Annotated in this window: 14 protein-coding genes, 2 pseudogenes and 1 other annotated feature; of the genes and pseudogenes, 13 read left to right on the top strand and 3 right to left on the bottom strand. The window is 53.4% G+C overall.

What is annotated here, in order from left to right; genetic code table 11:
- Nucleotides 1-104 precede the first annotated feature (104 nt).
- Nucleotides 105-206 (top strand) — a sequence feature (Trp leader region).
- A 30-nt stretch (nucleotides 207-236) separates the two neighbouring features.
- From EDC54_RS09110 to trpA, 6 genes and pseudogenes are all read left to right on the top strand, one after another.
- Nucleotides 237-1,799 carry an anthranilate synthase component 1 gene (locus tag EDC54_RS09110; RefSeq protein WP_132455389.1) on the top strand — a complete coding sequence of 521 codons (1,563 nt, stop codon included), beginning with the start codon at nucleotides 237-239 and terminating at the stop codon, nucleotides 1,797-1,799.
- Nucleotides 1,799-2,376: pseudogene (locus tag EDC54_RS18245) on the top strand (glutamine amidotransferase-related protein); the annotation flags it as partial. The gene EDC54_RS09110 and the pseudogene EDC54_RS18245, both read left to right, overlap by 1 nt.
- 65 nt (nucleotides 2,377-2,441) lie before the next feature.
- Nucleotides 2,442-3,443 (top strand): annotated as a pseudogene (gene trpD, locus EDC54_RS18240) (anthranilate phosphoribosyltransferase); the annotation flags it as partial.
- 7 nt (nucleotides 3,444-3,450) lie between these two features.
- On the top strand, nucleotides 3,451-4,815 hold the full coding sequence (trpCF, locus tag EDC54_RS09095) for a bifunctional indole-3-glycerol-phosphate synthase TrpC/phosphoribosylanthranilate isomerase TrpF (RefSeq protein ID WP_132455383.1): 1,365 nt from the start codon (nucleotides 3,451-3,453) through the stop codon (nucleotides 4,813-4,815).
- Nucleotides 4,816-4,832: 17 nt separating this feature from the next.
- A complete protein-coding gene (gene trpB, locus EDC54_RS09090) occupies nucleotides 4,833-6,023 on the top strand; it encodes a tryptophan synthase subunit beta (RefSeq protein WP_132455381.1) in 1,191 nt (396 codons plus the stop codon).
- The gene (gene trpA / locus EDC54_RS09085; RefSeq protein WP_132455379.1) at nucleotides 6,023-6,829 is read left to right on the top strand and encodes a tryptophan synthase subunit alpha; all 807 of its coding nucleotides are present in this window, start codon (nucleotides 6,023-6,025) and stop codon (nucleotides 6,827-6,829) included. Before trpB ends, trpA begins: the two co-directional genes overlap by 1 nt.
- Before the next feature lie 115 nt (nucleotides 6,830-6,944).
- Here trpA and ompW read toward each other — a convergent pair whose 3' ends face one another.
- Nucleotides 6,945-7,580 (bottom strand): outer membrane protein OmpW, encoded by a 636-nt coding sequence (gene ompW, locus EDC54_RS09080; protein WP_132455377.1) that lies wholly within the window; start codon nucleotides 7,578-7,580, stop codon nucleotides 6,945-6,947.
- A 283-nt stretch (nucleotides 7,581-7,863) separates the two neighbouring features.
- Here ompW and EDC54_RS09075 point away from each other — a divergent pair, with 283 nt between their 5' ends.
- The 4 genes from EDC54_RS09075 (at nucleotide 7,864) to yciA (ending at nucleotide 10,370) form a co-directional block, all read left to right on the top strand.
- The gene (locus EDC54_RS09075; RefSeq protein WP_132455622.1) at nucleotides 7,864-8,268 is read left to right on the top strand and encodes a YkgJ family cysteine cluster protein; all 405 of its coding nucleotides are present in this window, start codon (nucleotides 7,864-7,866) and stop codon (nucleotides 8,266-8,268) included.
- 58 nt (nucleotides 8,269-8,326) lie between these two features.
- Entirely contained in the window at nucleotides 8,327-9,079 is a 753-nt protein-coding gene (locus tag EDC54_RS09070; RefSeq protein WP_132455375.1) for a YciC family protein, read from the top strand.
- A 196-nt stretch (nucleotides 9,080-9,275) separates the two neighbouring features.
- Nucleotides 9,276-9,839 (top strand): septation protein A, encoded by a 564-nt coding sequence (locus tag EDC54_RS09065; protein ID WP_132455373.1) that lies wholly within the window; start codon nucleotides 9,276-9,278, stop codon nucleotides 9,837-9,839.
- 108 nt (nucleotides 9,840-9,947) lie between these two features.
- Nucleotides 9,948-10,370, top strand: a complete 423-nt coding sequence (gene yciA, locus EDC54_RS09060; RefSeq protein ID WP_132455371.1) for an acyl-CoA thioester hydrolase YciA — start codon at nucleotides 9,948-9,950, stop codon at nucleotides 10,368-10,370.
- Nucleotides 10,371-10,471: 101 nt separating this feature from the next.
- On the opposite strand, the gene tonB is transcribed toward yciA, so the two are convergent.
- Nucleotides 10,472-11,209, bottom strand: a complete 738-nt coding sequence (tonB, locus tag EDC54_RS09055) for a TonB system transport protein TonB (protein WP_132455369.1) — start codon at nucleotides 11,207-11,209, stop codon at nucleotides 10,472-10,474.
- Nucleotides 11,210-11,461: 252 nt separating this feature from the next.
- Here tonB and EDC54_RS09050 point away from each other — a divergent pair, with 252 nt between their 5' ends.
- The gene (locus EDC54_RS09050) at nucleotides 11,462-11,758 is read left to right on the top strand and encodes a YciI family protein (RefSeq protein WP_132455367.1); all 297 of its coding nucleotides are present in this window, start codon (nucleotides 11,462-11,464) and stop codon (nucleotides 11,756-11,758) included.
- Nucleotides 11,759-11,887: 129 nt separating this feature from the next.
- Nucleotides 11,888-13,564 (top strand): Tar ligand binding domain-containing protein, encoded by a 1,677-nt coding sequence (locus EDC54_RS09045; RefSeq protein ID WP_132455365.1) that lies wholly within the window; start codon nucleotides 11,888-11,890, stop codon nucleotides 13,562-13,564.
- Nucleotides 13,565-13,624: 60 nt separating this feature from the next.
- On the opposite strand, the gene EDC54_RS09040 is transcribed toward EDC54_RS09045, so the two are convergent.
- Nucleotides 13,625-13,801, bottom strand: coding sequence for a YciY family protein (locus tag EDC54_RS09040; RefSeq protein ID WP_132455363.1), 177 nt, complete (start codon nucleotides 13,799-13,801; stop codon nucleotides 13,625-13,627).
- A 194-nt stretch (nucleotides 13,802-13,995) separates the two neighbouring features.
- Between EDC54_RS09040 and cls the strand changes: the two genes are divergently transcribed.
- Nucleotides 13,996-15,456, top strand: coding sequence for a cardiolipin synthase (gene cls, locus EDC54_RS09035; RefSeq protein ID WP_132455361.1), 1,461 nt, complete (start codon nucleotides 13,996-13,998; stop codon nucleotides 15,454-15,456).
- The last annotated feature ends 32 nt before the right edge of the window (nucleotides 15,457-15,488 follow it).

Raw genomic sequence — 15,488 nt, 5'->3', positions numbered from 1 at the left:
TCCTATTGCGGGTGTTGACTTTTTATTTTCGAACCAGTTAACTAGTACGAAAGTTCGGTGCGTAAACAGTGAGATTGATGATGGCGATGCAAAAAATGATGAAACATGGTTATTGGCGCATTTCCCTGTGGCGGGGGGAGTAATCGTGCGTCTTTGTCATCGATGCAGACATTCCCAGGCCCGCTTAAATAAGCGGGTTTTTTATTTGATGGGCATAAATTAAACAGGTAGCAACAATGCAAACAACACAACCAAATCTGGAACTGCTGCGCGCCGAAGCCGTTTATCGTAACGACCCAAACGCCATATTCCATCAACTCTGTGGCGCCAGACCGGCAACCTTACTGCTGGAATCGGCTGAAATCGACAGTAAGGAAAACCTGAAAAGTCTGCTCGTTATTGACAGCGCGCTGCGCATCACCGCGCTGGGCCAGCAGGTTGCTATTCAGGCATTGACGACAAACGGGGCAAACCTTCTGCCACTGCTGGATGCGGCGCTGCCTGCCGAGGTCATTAATCATGCGCGTCCGAATGGCCGTGAGTTGACGTTCCCACTGGTGGATACCGTGCAGGATGAAGATGCCCGCTTACGTTCTCTGTCCGTTTTTGACGCCTTGCGCCAGATTCTGTCGCTGGTCGCTTGTCCGGCAAATGAACGGGAGGCCATGTTTCTCGGCGGCCTATTTGCTTACGATCTGGTCGCCGGCTTTGAGGCGCTTCCTGCGCTGAGTCAATCGCAACGCTGCCCGGACTTCTGTTTCTATCTGGCGGAAACGCTGCTGATCCTCGATCACCAAAAGCGCATCACTTCCCTGCAAGCCAGCCTGTTTACGCCAGACAACGGCGAGAAGCGGCGTTTAACGCAGCGCCTGGAGACGTTACAAGTGCAGTTAACCCAGCCTGCGCCGACTCTGCCGCGCCAGTCCATTGAAAATATGGCGCTCAGTTGCAACCAGAGCGACGAAGACTTCGGTGCTGTGGTCAGCCAGATGCAGGAAGCCATCCGTATGGGCGAAATTTTTCAGGTGGTGCCGTCACGTCGTTTCTCCCTGCCGTGCCCTTCACCGCTGGCGGCATACCAGACGCTGAAAGACAACAATCCCAGCCCTTACATGTTTTATATGCAGGATCAGGACTTCACGCTATTCGGCGCATCGCCGGAAAGCTCGCTGAAATACGACGCCGACAGCCGTCAAATCGAAATTTACCCGATTGCCGGGACTCGGCCGCGCGGTCGCCGTGCCGATGGCTCACTGGATCGCGATCTCGATAGCCGTATTGAATTGGAAATGCGCACCGACCATAAAGAGCTGGCGGAACATTTGATGCTGGTGGATTTGGCCCGCAACGATCTGGCGCGCATCTGTCAACCCGGTAGCCGCTACGTCGCTGATTTGACCAAAGTTGATCGCTATTCCTTTGTGATGCATCTGGTCTCCCGCGTGGTCGGCACGCTGCGCGAGGATTTGGATGTACTGCACGCTTATCGTGCCTGTATGAATATGGGCACGCTGAGCGGTGCCCCTAAAGTACGGGCAATGCAACTCATTGCCGCCAGTGAGAAAACCCGGCGCGGCAGCTACGGCGGCGCCGTCGGTTACTTCACCGCCCACGGCGATCTCGACACCTGTATCGTGATTCGTTCCGCCTACGTCGAAGACGGTATCGCCACGGTTCAGGCCGGTGCGGGCGTGGTGTTAGATTCTAACCCTCAGGCCGAAGCCGATGAAACGCGTAACAAAGCCCGGGCCGTGCTGCGAGCCATCGCCAGTGCGCACCATGCAAAGGAGATGTTCTGATGGCCGATATCCTGCTACTCGATAATATCGATTCATTCACTTACAACCTGGTGGATCAGTTGCGCGCCAGCGGTCATCAGGTGGTCATTTACCGTAATCAGTTGCCTGCCGACGTGATCATTGCGCGGTTGCAGCACATGGAAAACCCGATACTGATGCTCTCTCCTGGCCCCGGCACCCCCGCCGAAGCCGGTTGTATGCCCGAACTGCTGCAACGTTTGCGCGGTGAGTTGCCGATTATCGGTATTTGTCTCGGCCATCAGGCCATTGTTGAGGCTTACGGTGGTTATGTCGGTCAGGCTGGCGAAATTTTGCATGGAAAAGCCTCCGCGATCGTTCACGACGACAGCGCCATGTTTTCCGGCTTACCGCAACCGCTGCCGGTTGCCCGCTACCACTCGCTGGTTGGTAGCCGCATACCCGCCTCGCTGACCGTCAACGCGCGCTTTAACGATATGGTCATGGCGGTACGCAATGACGCGGATCGCGTCTGTGGCTTTCAATTTCATCCCGAGTCGATCCTCACCACCCATGGCGCCCGACTGCTGGAAAAAACGCTGGATTGGGCGCTGGCTTAGCGAGGATGAGGCGATGTCATCGCCTCCTGCGACTCAGAAACCGTCTACTGCTCAGGATGTATTTACTATGCAAAACATATTGGAAAAACTGTACCGCGCACAAAACATCAGCCGTCAGGAAAGTCAGTCGCTGTTTAGCGCCATTATCCGCGGTGAACTGGAAGCCAGCCAACTGGCGGCGGCGTTGATCAGCATGAAAGTACGCGGCGAGCATCCCGACGAGATCGCCGGCGCCGCTGCGGCATTGCTGGCTGACGCACAGCATTTTCCCCGCCCGGACTATTTGTTTGCCGATATTGTCGGCACCGGCGGCGACGGGACGAACAGCATCAACATTTCCACCGCCAGCGCCTTCGTCGCCGCCAGTTGCGGCCTGAAAATCGCTAAACACGGCAACCGCAGCGTATCCAGCCGTTCCGGCTCTTCTGATTTACTTTCGGCCTTTGGCATCAAGCTGGATATGAGCGCACAGGATTCACGTCAGGCATTGGACGATCTGGGCGTGTGTTTCCTGTTCGCGCCGCAATACCATCTGGGCTTTCGTCATGCCATGCCGGTGCGTCAACAGTTGAAAACACGCACCGTCTTCAATGTGTTAGGCCCGCTGGTTAACCCGGCGCGTCCGCCGCTGGCGCTCATCGGCGTCTATAGCCCCGAATTGGTTCGCCCTATTGCTGAAACCCTAAAAGTGCTGGGTTATCAGCGCGCGGCGGTCGTCCACGGCGGCGGGATGGACGAGGTCGCGATTCACGCACCGACGCAGGTCGCCGAGTTAAACCATGGCGAGATAGAAACCTACACGCTCACGCACCGTGATTTCGGTCTGGACGCCTATCCGCTGTCGGCGCTACAGGGCGGCACACCGGAAGAAAACCGTGACATTCTGGCGGCACTGCTACAAGGTAAAGGAGAGCGCGCACATGCGGCGGCTGTCGCCGCCAACGTTGCGTTGCTCCTGAGATTATTCGGGCAGGAAAATCTGCGTCAGAATGCGCAACAGGCACTTGAAGTCATTCATAGCGGGCAGGCTTATCAGCGCGTTACCGCCCTGTCTGCCAGAGGATAATGGAATCATGCAGGAAACCGTATTAAATAAAATTGTGCGCGATAAAGCGCTCTGGGTGGCTGAACGACAAAAAACACAGCCGCTGGACACGTTTCAACATGAAATCGTCCCCAGCCAGCGTGATTTTTATCAGGCATTGAAACAGGATAAACCGGCCTTTATCCTCGAATGTAAAAAGGCGTCGCCCTCTAAGGGGCTGATCCGAGACGATTTTGATCCGTCTGCCATTGCTCGTGTCTATCAAAATTATGCGTCCGCCATTTCCGTACTGACCGATGAAAAGTACTTTCAGGGCGACTTCGCCTTTTTACCGCAGGTCAGTGCCGCGGTTCATCAGCCGGTGCTGTGCAAAGATTTTATGATTTCGCCCTACCAGATCTATCTGGCGCGTTACTATCAGGCGGATGCCATTCTTCTGATGCTATCCGTACTGGATGACGAGCAGTACAGACAACTGGCCGAGGTGGCGCACAGCCTGAAGCTGGGCGTGTTGACGGAAGTCAGTAATGAAGAAGAACTGAAACGCGCCATCCAGCTTGAGGCGCGCGTGGTGGGGATCAACAACCGCGACCTGCGCGATCTCTCCATTGACCTCAACCGCACCCGCACGCTTGCACCTCGCCTGCCCGCAGGCGTGACGGTCATCAGTGAATCCGGCATCAATCAGCATGCGCAGATTCGTGAACTCAGCGCCTTTGTTCAGGGGTTCCTGATCGGCAGTTCGCTGATGTCTGAACCGGATCTGAACGGCGCAGTGCGTCGCGTCATTTTGGGTGAAAACAAGGTTTGCGGTCTGACGCGAGCGGCGGATGCGCTGGCGGCCTATCAAGCCGGCGCGTACTACGGCGGATTAATCTTCGTCGCGTCATCTCCGCGCTATGTTGATATCCATCAAGCCGCCGATGTCATGGCTGGCGCGCCGTTACGTTATGTCGGCGTCTTCCGCAACGCGCCCGTCGAGGATATCGTTGACGCCGCGACGCGGCTGACGCTCGCTGCGGTTCAACTGCACGGCGACGAAGATCAGCAAACCATCGACCAGCTGCGCCGGAAATTGCCAGCGACCTGCCAGATCTGGAAAGCGCTGCCCGTCGCCGACACCTTGCCGAAACGCACGTTCAGCCACGTCGATCGCTACCTGTTTGATAACGGTCAGGGCGGAAGCGGTAAAACGTTCGACTGGTCACTGCTGGCCGGCGAATCCCTGGATAACGTCCTGTTAGCCGGTGGTCTGAATGCCGATAACTGCGCGCAGGCAGCTCAGCAGGGCTGTGTCGGACTGGATTTCAACTCCGGGGTGGAAAGCGAGCCGGGGAAAAAAAACCCACATCAAATTGCTACGGTATTTGCGACGTTACGTCAGCAACACTAAACACAGACGGGAAAATTATGACATTACTTAACCCTTACTTCGGTGAATTCGGCGGGCAATATGTTCCGCAGATCCTCATCCCCGCACTACGCCAATTGGAAGAGGCTTTCGTCAGCGCGCAAAAAGACCCTGAGTTTCAGGCCGAATTTACCCATCTGCTGAAAAACTACGCGGGCCGCCCGACGGCGTTAACCCTGTGCCAGAACCTGACGGCAGGCACGAAAACCAAGCTGTATCTGAAGCGAGAAGACTTATTGCACGGCGGTGCGCACAAAACCAATCAGGTGCTCGGACAGGCGCTGCTGGCCAAACGCATGGGGAAAAGCGAAATCATCGCCGAAACCGGCGCGGGCCAACACGGTGTGGCGACGGCGCTGGCCTGCGCCCTGCTCGGCCTGAAATGCCGCATTTATATGGGGGCAAAGGACGTTGAACGGCAATCGCCGAACGTCTTCCGTATGCGGCTGATGGGAGCGGAAGTGATCCCTGTTCACAGCGGCTCCGCCACGTTGAAAGACGCCTGTAACGAAGCGCTGCGCGACTGGTCCGGCAGCTATGAAAATGCGCACTACCTGCTGGGAACGGCGGCAGGCCCGCATCCTTATCCCACCATCGTGCGCGAATTCCAACGTATGATTGGCGAAGAAACCAAAGCGCAGATTCTGGAAAAAGAAGGCCGCTTGCCGGATGCGGTGCTGGCCTGTGTTGGCGGCGGTTCTAACGCCATTGGCATGTTCGCGGACTTCATTGATGATCCTGACGTTCGTCTGATCGGCATTGAGCCTGCGGGGCTGGGCATTGAAACCGGACAACATGGCGCGCCGTTAAAACACGGTCGCGTCGGCATCTATTTCGGAATGAAATCCCCGATGATGCAAACGTCTGACGGGCAGATTGAAGAGTCCTATTCTATTTCCGCCGGTCTGGATTTCCCGTCAGTCGGCCCGCAGCACGCTTATCTGAACAGCATCGGGCGCGCTGACTACGTCTCGATTACCGATGATGAAGCGCTGAGCGCGTTCAAAGCGCTCAGCCGCGGCGAAGGGATTATTCCCGCGCTGGAATCTTCCCATGCGCTGGCGTATGCGCTGAAGATGATTGAGGCAGCGCCGGAGAAAGAACAACTGCTGGTCGTCAATGTGTCTGGCCGTGGCGATAAAGACATTTTTACCGTGCACGATATTTTGAAAGAGCGGGGAGAAATTTAATGGAGCGCTATCAATCGCTGTTTAACCGTCTGTCAGAGAAAAAAGAAGGTGCGTTCGTCCCCTTTGTTACGCTGGGCGATCCTTCCCCGGAACACTCGCTGAAGATTATTGAAACACTGATTGCCGCAGGCGCAGATGCGCTGGAGCTCGGCATCCCCTTCTCTGATCCGCTGGCGGACGGACCGACCATCCAGGGCGCTAATCTGCGCGCCTTTAGCGCAGGCGTCACACCCGGTCAATGTTTTGAGATGCTGACGACAATTCGCCAAAAATATCCGGAAATACCTATTGGCCTGCTAATGTATGCCAATCTGGTCTTCAGCAACGGTATTGATGAATTTTATCAGCGCTGCGCCCAGGCTGGCGTCGATTCGGTGCTGGTGGCGGACGTTCCCGTGGCGGAGTCAGCGCCTTTTCGCACTGCGGCATACCGCCACGGCATTGCGCCGATCTTTATCTGTCCGCCCAACGCCGATGATGATTTACTGCGGGAGATCGCCTCTTACGGCCGCGGCTATACCTATTTAGTCTCGCGTGCGGGGGTCACCGGCGCGGAAAACCGGGGTCAGTTGCCGCTGAAGCATCTGGTGGCCAAATTGCAGGATTACCGTGCGGCTCCCGCGCTGCAAGGTTTTGGTATTTCCAAACCGGAGCAGGTGCGGGAAACGTTGGCATCCGGCGCGGCAGGCGCGATTTCCGGCTCTGCCGTCGTGAAAATCATTGAGGAAAATCTTCATCAGCCAGACGTTATGCTGACTCAGCTACACGCTTTTGTGAGTGAAATGAAAGCCGCAACGCGCGCATAATCTCCCGATAAGCGCCATCAATGTAACGTCACGTTTAATGATGGGAATTTACAGCTTGTGAAAACGGTGGAGCCGACTCCACCGTTTTCATTCTTCCTGCCTGAGACGGTTTGAATCAGAAACGGTAACCGACGCCAACCATAAAGGCCCACGGGTCAAGACTCGTGTGCACCGTTTGCCGCTCGTTACCGGCGTTAAATTTCACATCGGTATCAATATCCATCCACCATACTGACATGTTGAGCAGCCAGTTTTCATCCAGGTTGTAATCCAGCCCAGCCTGTGCGGCAATACCCCAGGAATTTTTCAGGCTCAGATCGCTCAGCCCGGCATTTTTCCCCGTGTTATTAAACTTCTCATCAAAGAACATGGTGTAGTTCACCCCGACGCCCAGGTATGGACGCAACTTATCTTCCCTGTCGCCAAAATAATACTGAGCGACCAGAGAAGGCGGGAGATGCTTAATTTCTGCAATCGTTCCGGTACTTTGCAAACCTACCTTGTGGTTAAACGGCGTCGCCCCCAACAATTCAACGCCAATATTATCCGTCACCATGTAGCTGAAAGTCAGACCTAATTGAGTATTGTTATTAACCTTAAATTCACCCAAGGCACCCAGCACATTGTCCGAACTTTCAACAGGACGAACCGTTATCGCCCCCCCACGAACAATAAAATCGCCGGCTTGATGAGCCTGAGCAAACGTTGATATAAGCGCTGCCGCCAATACAACGAGAGATGCTTTTTTCATTACCCACTCCATTTGTATGGTTTAAATCTCGGTCGAAATATAACTCCAAGTAGGTATTCTTGTTTTAAGCCAGATCACATCTTTTAAAGATTTTACACCCGAATTGCATTACATCACTTTCCAGCAAGTAATTAATTTTTATGAAATTGATCTAAATCAATATACAACCCAAAGTACACAACGTGCGCTGACGGGAAATTGTATTACCACTCAGACGCATTCAACGGTAAATTTTTATCTTCATTAACCTGATTCACGCTGGTTGGGGGCAGTGAATAATCAAATGAGCGATAACGCCTGTATGCACTGTGGCGCATGCTGCGCTTTTTTCAGGGTGTCTTTTTACTGGGCCGAAGCGGACGACGGCGGCGGACCCGTTCCTTCTCAGATCACCGAGCCCGTTTCGCCTTTTTTACGCTGTATGGCGGGAACTAACAGCAAGACCCCGCGCTGTCAGGCGCTGGTCGGTACCATCGGGGACGCCGTCAGTTGTTCTATTTATGTGAATCGCCCTTCACCGTGCCGTGAATTTATGCCGTCCGGCATGGAAGGCCAAACCAACGACGCCTGTAATCGAGCGCGAGAAAATTATGGCCTACCGCCTTTGCCCACCCTTTCACTCTCTTCCCCGCCAGATGAAGGGAAAAGCAGCATTGCATCGCCGATGGGGTGCCACAGTTCGGGTTAACAGGTTACAATCGTGAGTTAAGTCATACCTGTCGATTTTTCTTTTTCAAGGAGCCTGCATGCCTATTACGGCTAACACGTTGTATCGTGACACAATGAATTTTACCCGCAATCAGTTCATCAGTATTTTGATGATGGCGCTGTTGACGGCATTCATTACTGTCATCCTGAATCATGCGCTATCGCCTTCCGGAGAGGAGTTACGGATTCTGAGCAGTTCCGGTAGCGATCTGCCTTCTTCCGTCGAATCTGGCTTAATGGACTTGATTCAGCAGATGACACCGGAACAACAAGCCGTATTACTGAAACTGTCGGCAGCGGGTACGTTCTCCGCGTTAGTGGGAAATGTGCTTCTGACGGGCGGGATTCTGATGTTGATCCAGTTGGTGTCTAACGGGCAACACACCAGCGCTCTGCGCGCTATTGGCGCATCAGTGCCTTTTTTACTCAGGCTGCTTATCCTGATTCTGCTGTGCACCTTGCTTATCCAGTTTGGTATGATGCTTCTGATCATTCCCGGCATCTTGTTGGCGATTGCGCTGAGCTTGTCGCCGGTGATTGTCGTCACCGAAAAAAGCGGGGTTTTCAGCGCCATTAAATCCAGCGCCAAACTGGCCTATAGCAACCTGCGCGCGACGGCGCCGGCTGTGTTGATATGGTTACTGGCTAAAATCGCGATTCTTTTGGTCGTGTCAAAGTTACCGATTTCATCGCCAACGGTGCTTGCCGTGGTGTTGAACGGGTTAAGCAATCTGCTTTCCGCCATCCTGCTCGTCTACCTGTATCGCCTTTATATGCTGCTGCGCGCTTGATTAACGTCTTTTGTGCTATGCCGTCAACGAGCGGCATAGCGCTCGCAAAACTCCCCCGCTCGCGTACGATCGTAATTTTCTGCAAATTATTACAATATCTCGGGAATGGCGCGCCACAATAAAGGATAATGGTTCAAGTTATCGGATAATCCGGCAGGGTTATTATTACGGCACAGATAAGTGATGGATTGATATAATGAAGCAACTTCTTGATTTTCTACCGCTCGTCGTCTTTTTCGCTTTTTATAAACTTTATGACATCTATGTCGCTTCAGGGGCGTTAATCGCGGCAACGGCGCTGGCGCTCGTCATCACCTGGGTGATGTATCGCAAAATAGAAAAAATGACGCTGGTGACCTTTGCCATGGTCGTCGTTTTCGGTTCTCTGACGCTGGTGTTCCATAACGATCTGTTCATTAAGTGGAAAGTCACCATCATCTACGCGCTGTTTGCAATCGCGCTGCTTGTTAGCCAATTTGTCATGAAACAGACGTTGATTCAGAAAATGTTAGGTAAAGAACTCACCTTACCGCCATCCGTGTGGGGAAAATTGAATTTCGCCTGGGCCATGTTCTTTGTGGTGTGCGGGCTGGTTAACCTCTATATTGCCTTCTGGCTGCCGCAAAGCGTCTGGGTCAATTTCAAAGTATTTGGTCTGACCGGCGTGACGCTGGTCTTTACGCTGATTTGTGGCGTCTATATTTATCGCCACCTGCCTGGCGAGCAGGAAAAAGCGGAAGAAGAAAAAAGCAGGCAATAGCGATCGTGCATGTGATAAAAAGTGTTTAATAAACACACGGCATCCGGCAGCGATACAGCCTTACCGCTGCGCGTATGCTCAACTTTAACCAACTTGACTGATTGCACAATGAGCACACAAAACGTGTTACCACAGGGCGAACTGGTTCTGCGCACGCTGGCCATGCCAGCCGACACTAACGCAAACGGCGATATTTTTGGCGGCTGGCTGATGTCGCAAATGGACATCGGCGGCGCGATTTTAGCGAAAGAAATCGCCGAAGGTCGCGTCGTTACCGTTCGGGTTGATGGTATGTCATTTTTAAAACCTGTCGCTGTCGGCGACGTGGTTTGCTGCTATGCCCGCTGTTTACGCACCGGGCGCAGTTCCATCAACATCAAAGTTGAAGTCTGGGTCAAGAAAGTGTCGTCTGAACCTATTGGTCAGCGTTATCGGGCAACAGAAGCCTTATTCACTTACGTTGCGGTGGATGAAGAGGGACACCCTCGCGAATTACCGCCCGGTAAAAGTCGCTTCACCCCCAGCGAGTAAGGCGCGCTACCGTTAACAGCCGCACGAGTTTAAAAGCATCAACGAAAACGGGGCCCGCCAGCCAAAGCGCGCCCCGTTTTTTATATCTGTGCCGGGCTGTGTTACTCGACCGCCGCCCCGCCGTCAATTTTAAAGACGATGGTCACGACCAGATCTTTGCCCGGTTTGTTGGGTTCATAGCGCCATTTACGCATCGCCTGTTTGATATCACGCTCAAACATATTGCGCGGCTCGGCAGAAAGCACCCGAACATTGTCCACACGCCCGGACGCATCCACATCAAACTGCATCTTCACTCTGCCCTCAACGCGCAGCGAGAATGCGCGCGCCGGATAGGTCGGCTGCACACGGCTCAATGGACGCGGCCCGGTTGATTGGGTATTGGCCGCAGGTGCCGGAGCCTGTTTTACCGGCGCATTCTCCACATTACGCGTCGGTTCTTCACTGGTGAAGGGCGAAGGCGGCCGTTTCTCAGCAACCGGTTCACGTTTCACAGGCTTGGGCCGTTCGACCTTTTTCTCGGGCTTCGGTTTAGGTTTCGGCTTCGGTTTGGGTTCCGGCAGCGGCACGGGTTTGGGGAGCGGTTCGGGCTCGGGTATCGGCTCCGGTTCAGGTTCCGGCTGTTTCACCGGCTCCGGGGCGGATTTGGCCGCAGGCGCCGCTTCATCGGCCGCAGGGTTCACCATCACCACGCTAATGGGTTTGGATTCTTGCGGTAATTCGATGGAATTATTAAACGATGCGTACAACAAACCTGCAATCAGCGAGCCGTGGAACCCCACTGAAAGTATGAATGGCCATGAGTAACGTCGAGTCAGAAAAAACTTTTTTTGCGGCATAGTCTGTCTTTATCCTCTTATGCCGCCAAGTTTAAATGCAAATAGCAATCATATTCAATAACAACCCACGGAATTGTAAAAAAATAATGTTGAGGGGGGATTACGCTGGCAAATCAACCTATTGTCCTCGAACTATTTTTCTTGTACAGCGTCACGTATGATAATGTGTCGCTCTTTTCTTACCCGATCGCGTTTGGCTACGGGATTCGCTCGCTAAACGGGAAAAGGTGCCTTCCTATCTGTGAGGTCGCTATGCTCTACATCATTTATGCTGAAGATAATGTTGACTCATTAGCAAAACGTCTGTCGGTCAGACCGGACCATCTCGCCCGTTTACAGGCATTACGCGATCAAGGCCGCTTGCTGACCGCCGGGCCGTTACCCGCAATAGACAGTGAGGAACCGGGTCAGGCGGGCTTTACCGGCTCGGTGATCATTGCCGAATTCTCATCGCTGGATGACGCAACGGCCTGGGCTAACGCCGATCCTTATATCGCTGCGGGGGTTTATCAGCACGTCAGCGTGAAGCCGTTTAAAAAAGCATTTTAGTCGTCTGCCAATGAAGGGCATCGCTGACACGACAAGCCATGTCCCTTCTTTCCCCTTTAAAAGCTGAAATATTTTAGTCATTTAACAATGATAGTTTGACCGCTATCCATCTAAAGCGAGTCAATCACCATGTTAATGCCCGCGATTTTGCGCAACAGAATTGCTGCTATCCGCCGCCGTTACCGTCTCAGTATCCTTTCCGGGCTATTATTAATCATCGGATTATTTTCTCTGCTGCAATTGGTTTCCGTCGGGGTCATTTCGCAAACGATGACCCAGGTCAGGCAGGATATTGCCGCCAATGAACACCTTCGTCAGCAGCAAGCCTTAATGGACAACGCGCGCATGGAGGTCATGAATGCCAGCGATAAGCTAAATCGCGCGGGCATTTATTTGTTGGTAGACAAAGAAACGGGGTCGGAAGGCAGTTGGCATAGCCTGATGAATGAGGCGGAAGCCTCCCTGAAACAGGCGCAAGAACATTATAAGTTACTGGAGTCCACCCCGGCGAGCGAAGCGGATACCGCGGCCTTTGCCGACCTGAAAAACAGTTATAAGCAGCTCTACGCCGGACTGATCGAGCTGGCTTCGGGAATCAAAGCCAGTCATCAGATTGATATTTTCTTCGCCGTCCCCGTTCAGGCTTATCAAAGCGACTTTGCCCAAAAATATTCTCACTATTTGCAAGATATTGATACATTGCAAAATCAGCATGGCCAGCAATTTTTATCCTCGCTCGATCGGGCGAAAACCATTTTTATCACCGTTCTGGGGCTTTTACTGACGATCGCCGTCGTAGTCTGGGTCGGCGTTAACCGGGTGATTATCCGCCCGCTGATAAGCATCATCGCGCATTTAAAACGGATCGCCGCGGGCGACCTTTCCCTGGCGATAAATTCAACCACACGCAGTACGCGGGAAATCGAACAGCTGAACAACAGCGTGATTCAAATGCAGGATGGACTGGTGACATTAGTCCATCAGGTTCGTCAGGGCGTTGACCAAATGGTCGCGCAGGTCGACCGGGTCGCGGCTGACAACCACCGGCTTTCCGAACAGGCTAACCGTCAATCCCGTGAGCTTAAAGCCACCACCGAACACATCATGCAATTGAATCAACAGTTGGAACAGAATGCCCAGCACACCCAACAGGCGAATTTGCACGCGGAAGACACCAGCAAGATCGCCGTGCGGGGCGAAACCATGATGAATGACGTCAAAGCGGCGATGTCGGATATTGCGGGTAGAACAAAAGAAATGACGGAAGCGATCGGGATGATTGAGAACGTCGCGTTTCAGACTCACATTCTGTCATTAAATGCGGCAATCGAAGCGGCACGAGCCGGGAATCAGGGACGCGGGTTCGCCGTCGTCGCACGGGAAGTGGGCACGCTGGCATCACAAAGCAGCCACTCCGCGCAAAATATCAACGTGCTGATCCGTGATTCCGACAACAGCGTCGCCGCTGGGGCGAGGCTGGTCAACCAACTGAATGACAGCCTGCATGAAATCATTCAGACGGCGAAAGGCACCGGCGCCTTTCTGAGCGAAATATCAGAAATCTCACACCAGCAGAACGAAAGCATTCATGAAGTCACTGCCCGTCTCAGCACGCTCAATGACACCGTCAAAGAAAACGCGGAACAGGTTGAAGCCTCTGCCCACACCTTCTCTTCACTGCTGGCGCAAACGGGGCGCTTAAACGCGTCTGTGTCGCTATTTATTCTGCCGGAGGCGGAAAAAACGACCGAGCCAGGGAGCGAAAAGCAAGAGATGACGCTGCGCATTGCCGTGATGAATGAATAAATGCGGCTGTATGATAAAAAAATAGCGGCCTCTCCTCTGGTCGCTATTTTTCTCACTCATTTACCATTCACAGGCTACCGCATAGAGCAACGCCCTGCGTTGATGCTGCTGGCGCAAATAACGAGCACAGTGAATACGACAGTAAGTTCGCGACTGCGCTTCCAGCCAGCGACTTCGACGGCGTTGCACTTGCCGCAACATCCTCCAGCGGCTGACTTCATTCCGGCTGCGTTTCATGAAACGACCCATTGATCAAAATATTCGCGCCAGACATTATATACCCCAAATGCATGACGACAATCTGCGATTCGCCCCTCGCCATTCTCTTCTTATCCGGTTGCGCTATGCTATTCAGAGGAAAGGCATTTCCCCTTTTATAAATCTATGCGTACACTCTGTTCATTCTTTTCGCAGGGAACCGTGCTGTCTTTATGTCGACATTTTATACCGTAATAAGTTGGTTACTGGTTTTTAGCTACTGGCTGCTGATCGCGGGCGTGACTTTGCGTATTCTGATGAAGCGCCGAGCGGTGCCTTCGGCGATGGCCTGGCTGCTGGTGATTTATATTCTGCCACTTGTCGGTATTGTCGCTTATCTGTCGTTTGGCGAACTCCATCTCGGTAAGCGACGCGCTGAGCATGCCAGTAAAATGTGGCCATCAACGGCCAAATGGCTGCGCGAACTGAAGGAATATCGCCGCATTTTCGCCACGGAAAACAGCGAAGTCGCCAGCGCGCTATTCCAGCTTTGTGAACGGCGGCAAGGTATCGGCGGCGTCAAAGGCAACCAGTTACAATTAATGACCACGTTTGACGACACCATCAAGGCGCTGTTACGCGACATCGGACTCGCGCGCAGCAACATCGAAATGGTGTTCTACATCTGGCAGACCGGCGGGCTGGTCGAGCAGGTCACCTCGTCCCTGATTGCTGCGGCGCGACGCGGCGTCCATTGCCGCATTCTGCTGGATTCCGCCGGCAGCGTACAATTTTTCCGTCAACACTACCCGGAGTTAATGCGCACCGCCGGGATTGAGGTGGTCGAAGCGCTGAAAGTAAACCTGTTCCGAGCCTTCCTGCGCCGGATGGATCTGCGGCAACATCGTAAAATTATTCTGATCGACAGCCGTATTGCCTATACCGGCAGTATGAATATGGTCGATCCACGTCTTTTCAAGCAAGATGCCGGCGTCGGGCAATGGGTTGACCTGATGGCGCGGATAGAAGGTCCGGCTGCCACCACATTAGGGATTATTTACTGTTGCGACTGGGAGATGGAAACCGGTAAGCGACTGCTTCCGCCCCCGCCGGATGTTAACGTTATGCCGTTCGAACAGGAAAGTGGCCACACCATTCAGGTTATCGCTTCCGGCCCAGGCTATCCCGAAGAGATGATTCATCAGGCGCTGCTGACTGCCGTGTACTCGGCACGTAAACAGTTGATCATGACGACCCCCTACTTCGTGCCCAGCGACGACCTGTTGCATGCCATCTGTACCGCCGCGCAGCGTGGCGTTGATGTCAGTATCATCGTGCCGCACAAAAACGACTCCGTACTGGTGGGTTGGGCCAGTCGCGCGTTCTTCACCGAGCTGCTCGCCGCTGGCGTAAAAATTTATCAATTCACAGACGGGCTGCTGCATACCAAAAGCGTACTGGTCGACGGGCAGCTTAGCCTGATCGGCACCGTAAATTTGGATATGCGTAGTCTGTGGCTGAATTTTGAAATTACGCTGGTGATCGATGATGCCGGGTTCGGCAGCGATTTAGCCTGCGTGCAGGAAGACTACATCGCCCGCTCGCGTTTGTTAAACGCGACGCAGTGGCAAAACCGGCCTTACTGGCAACGCATCGTTGAGCGGCTGTTCTACTTTTTCAGTCCCCTGCTATAAATACACATGTTCCCATGTTCTAATAAGGCTAT

Origin of the sequence: Samsonia erythrinae (assembly GCF_004342665.1) — a bacterium.
Taxonomy (GTDB): Bacteria; Pseudomonadota; Gammaproteobacteria; order Enterobacterales; family Enterobacteriaceae; genus Samsonia; species Samsonia erythrinae.
Note: the sequence above shows the minus strand (reverse complement) of the source record. Positions and strands in the feature narration are given on the sequence as shown.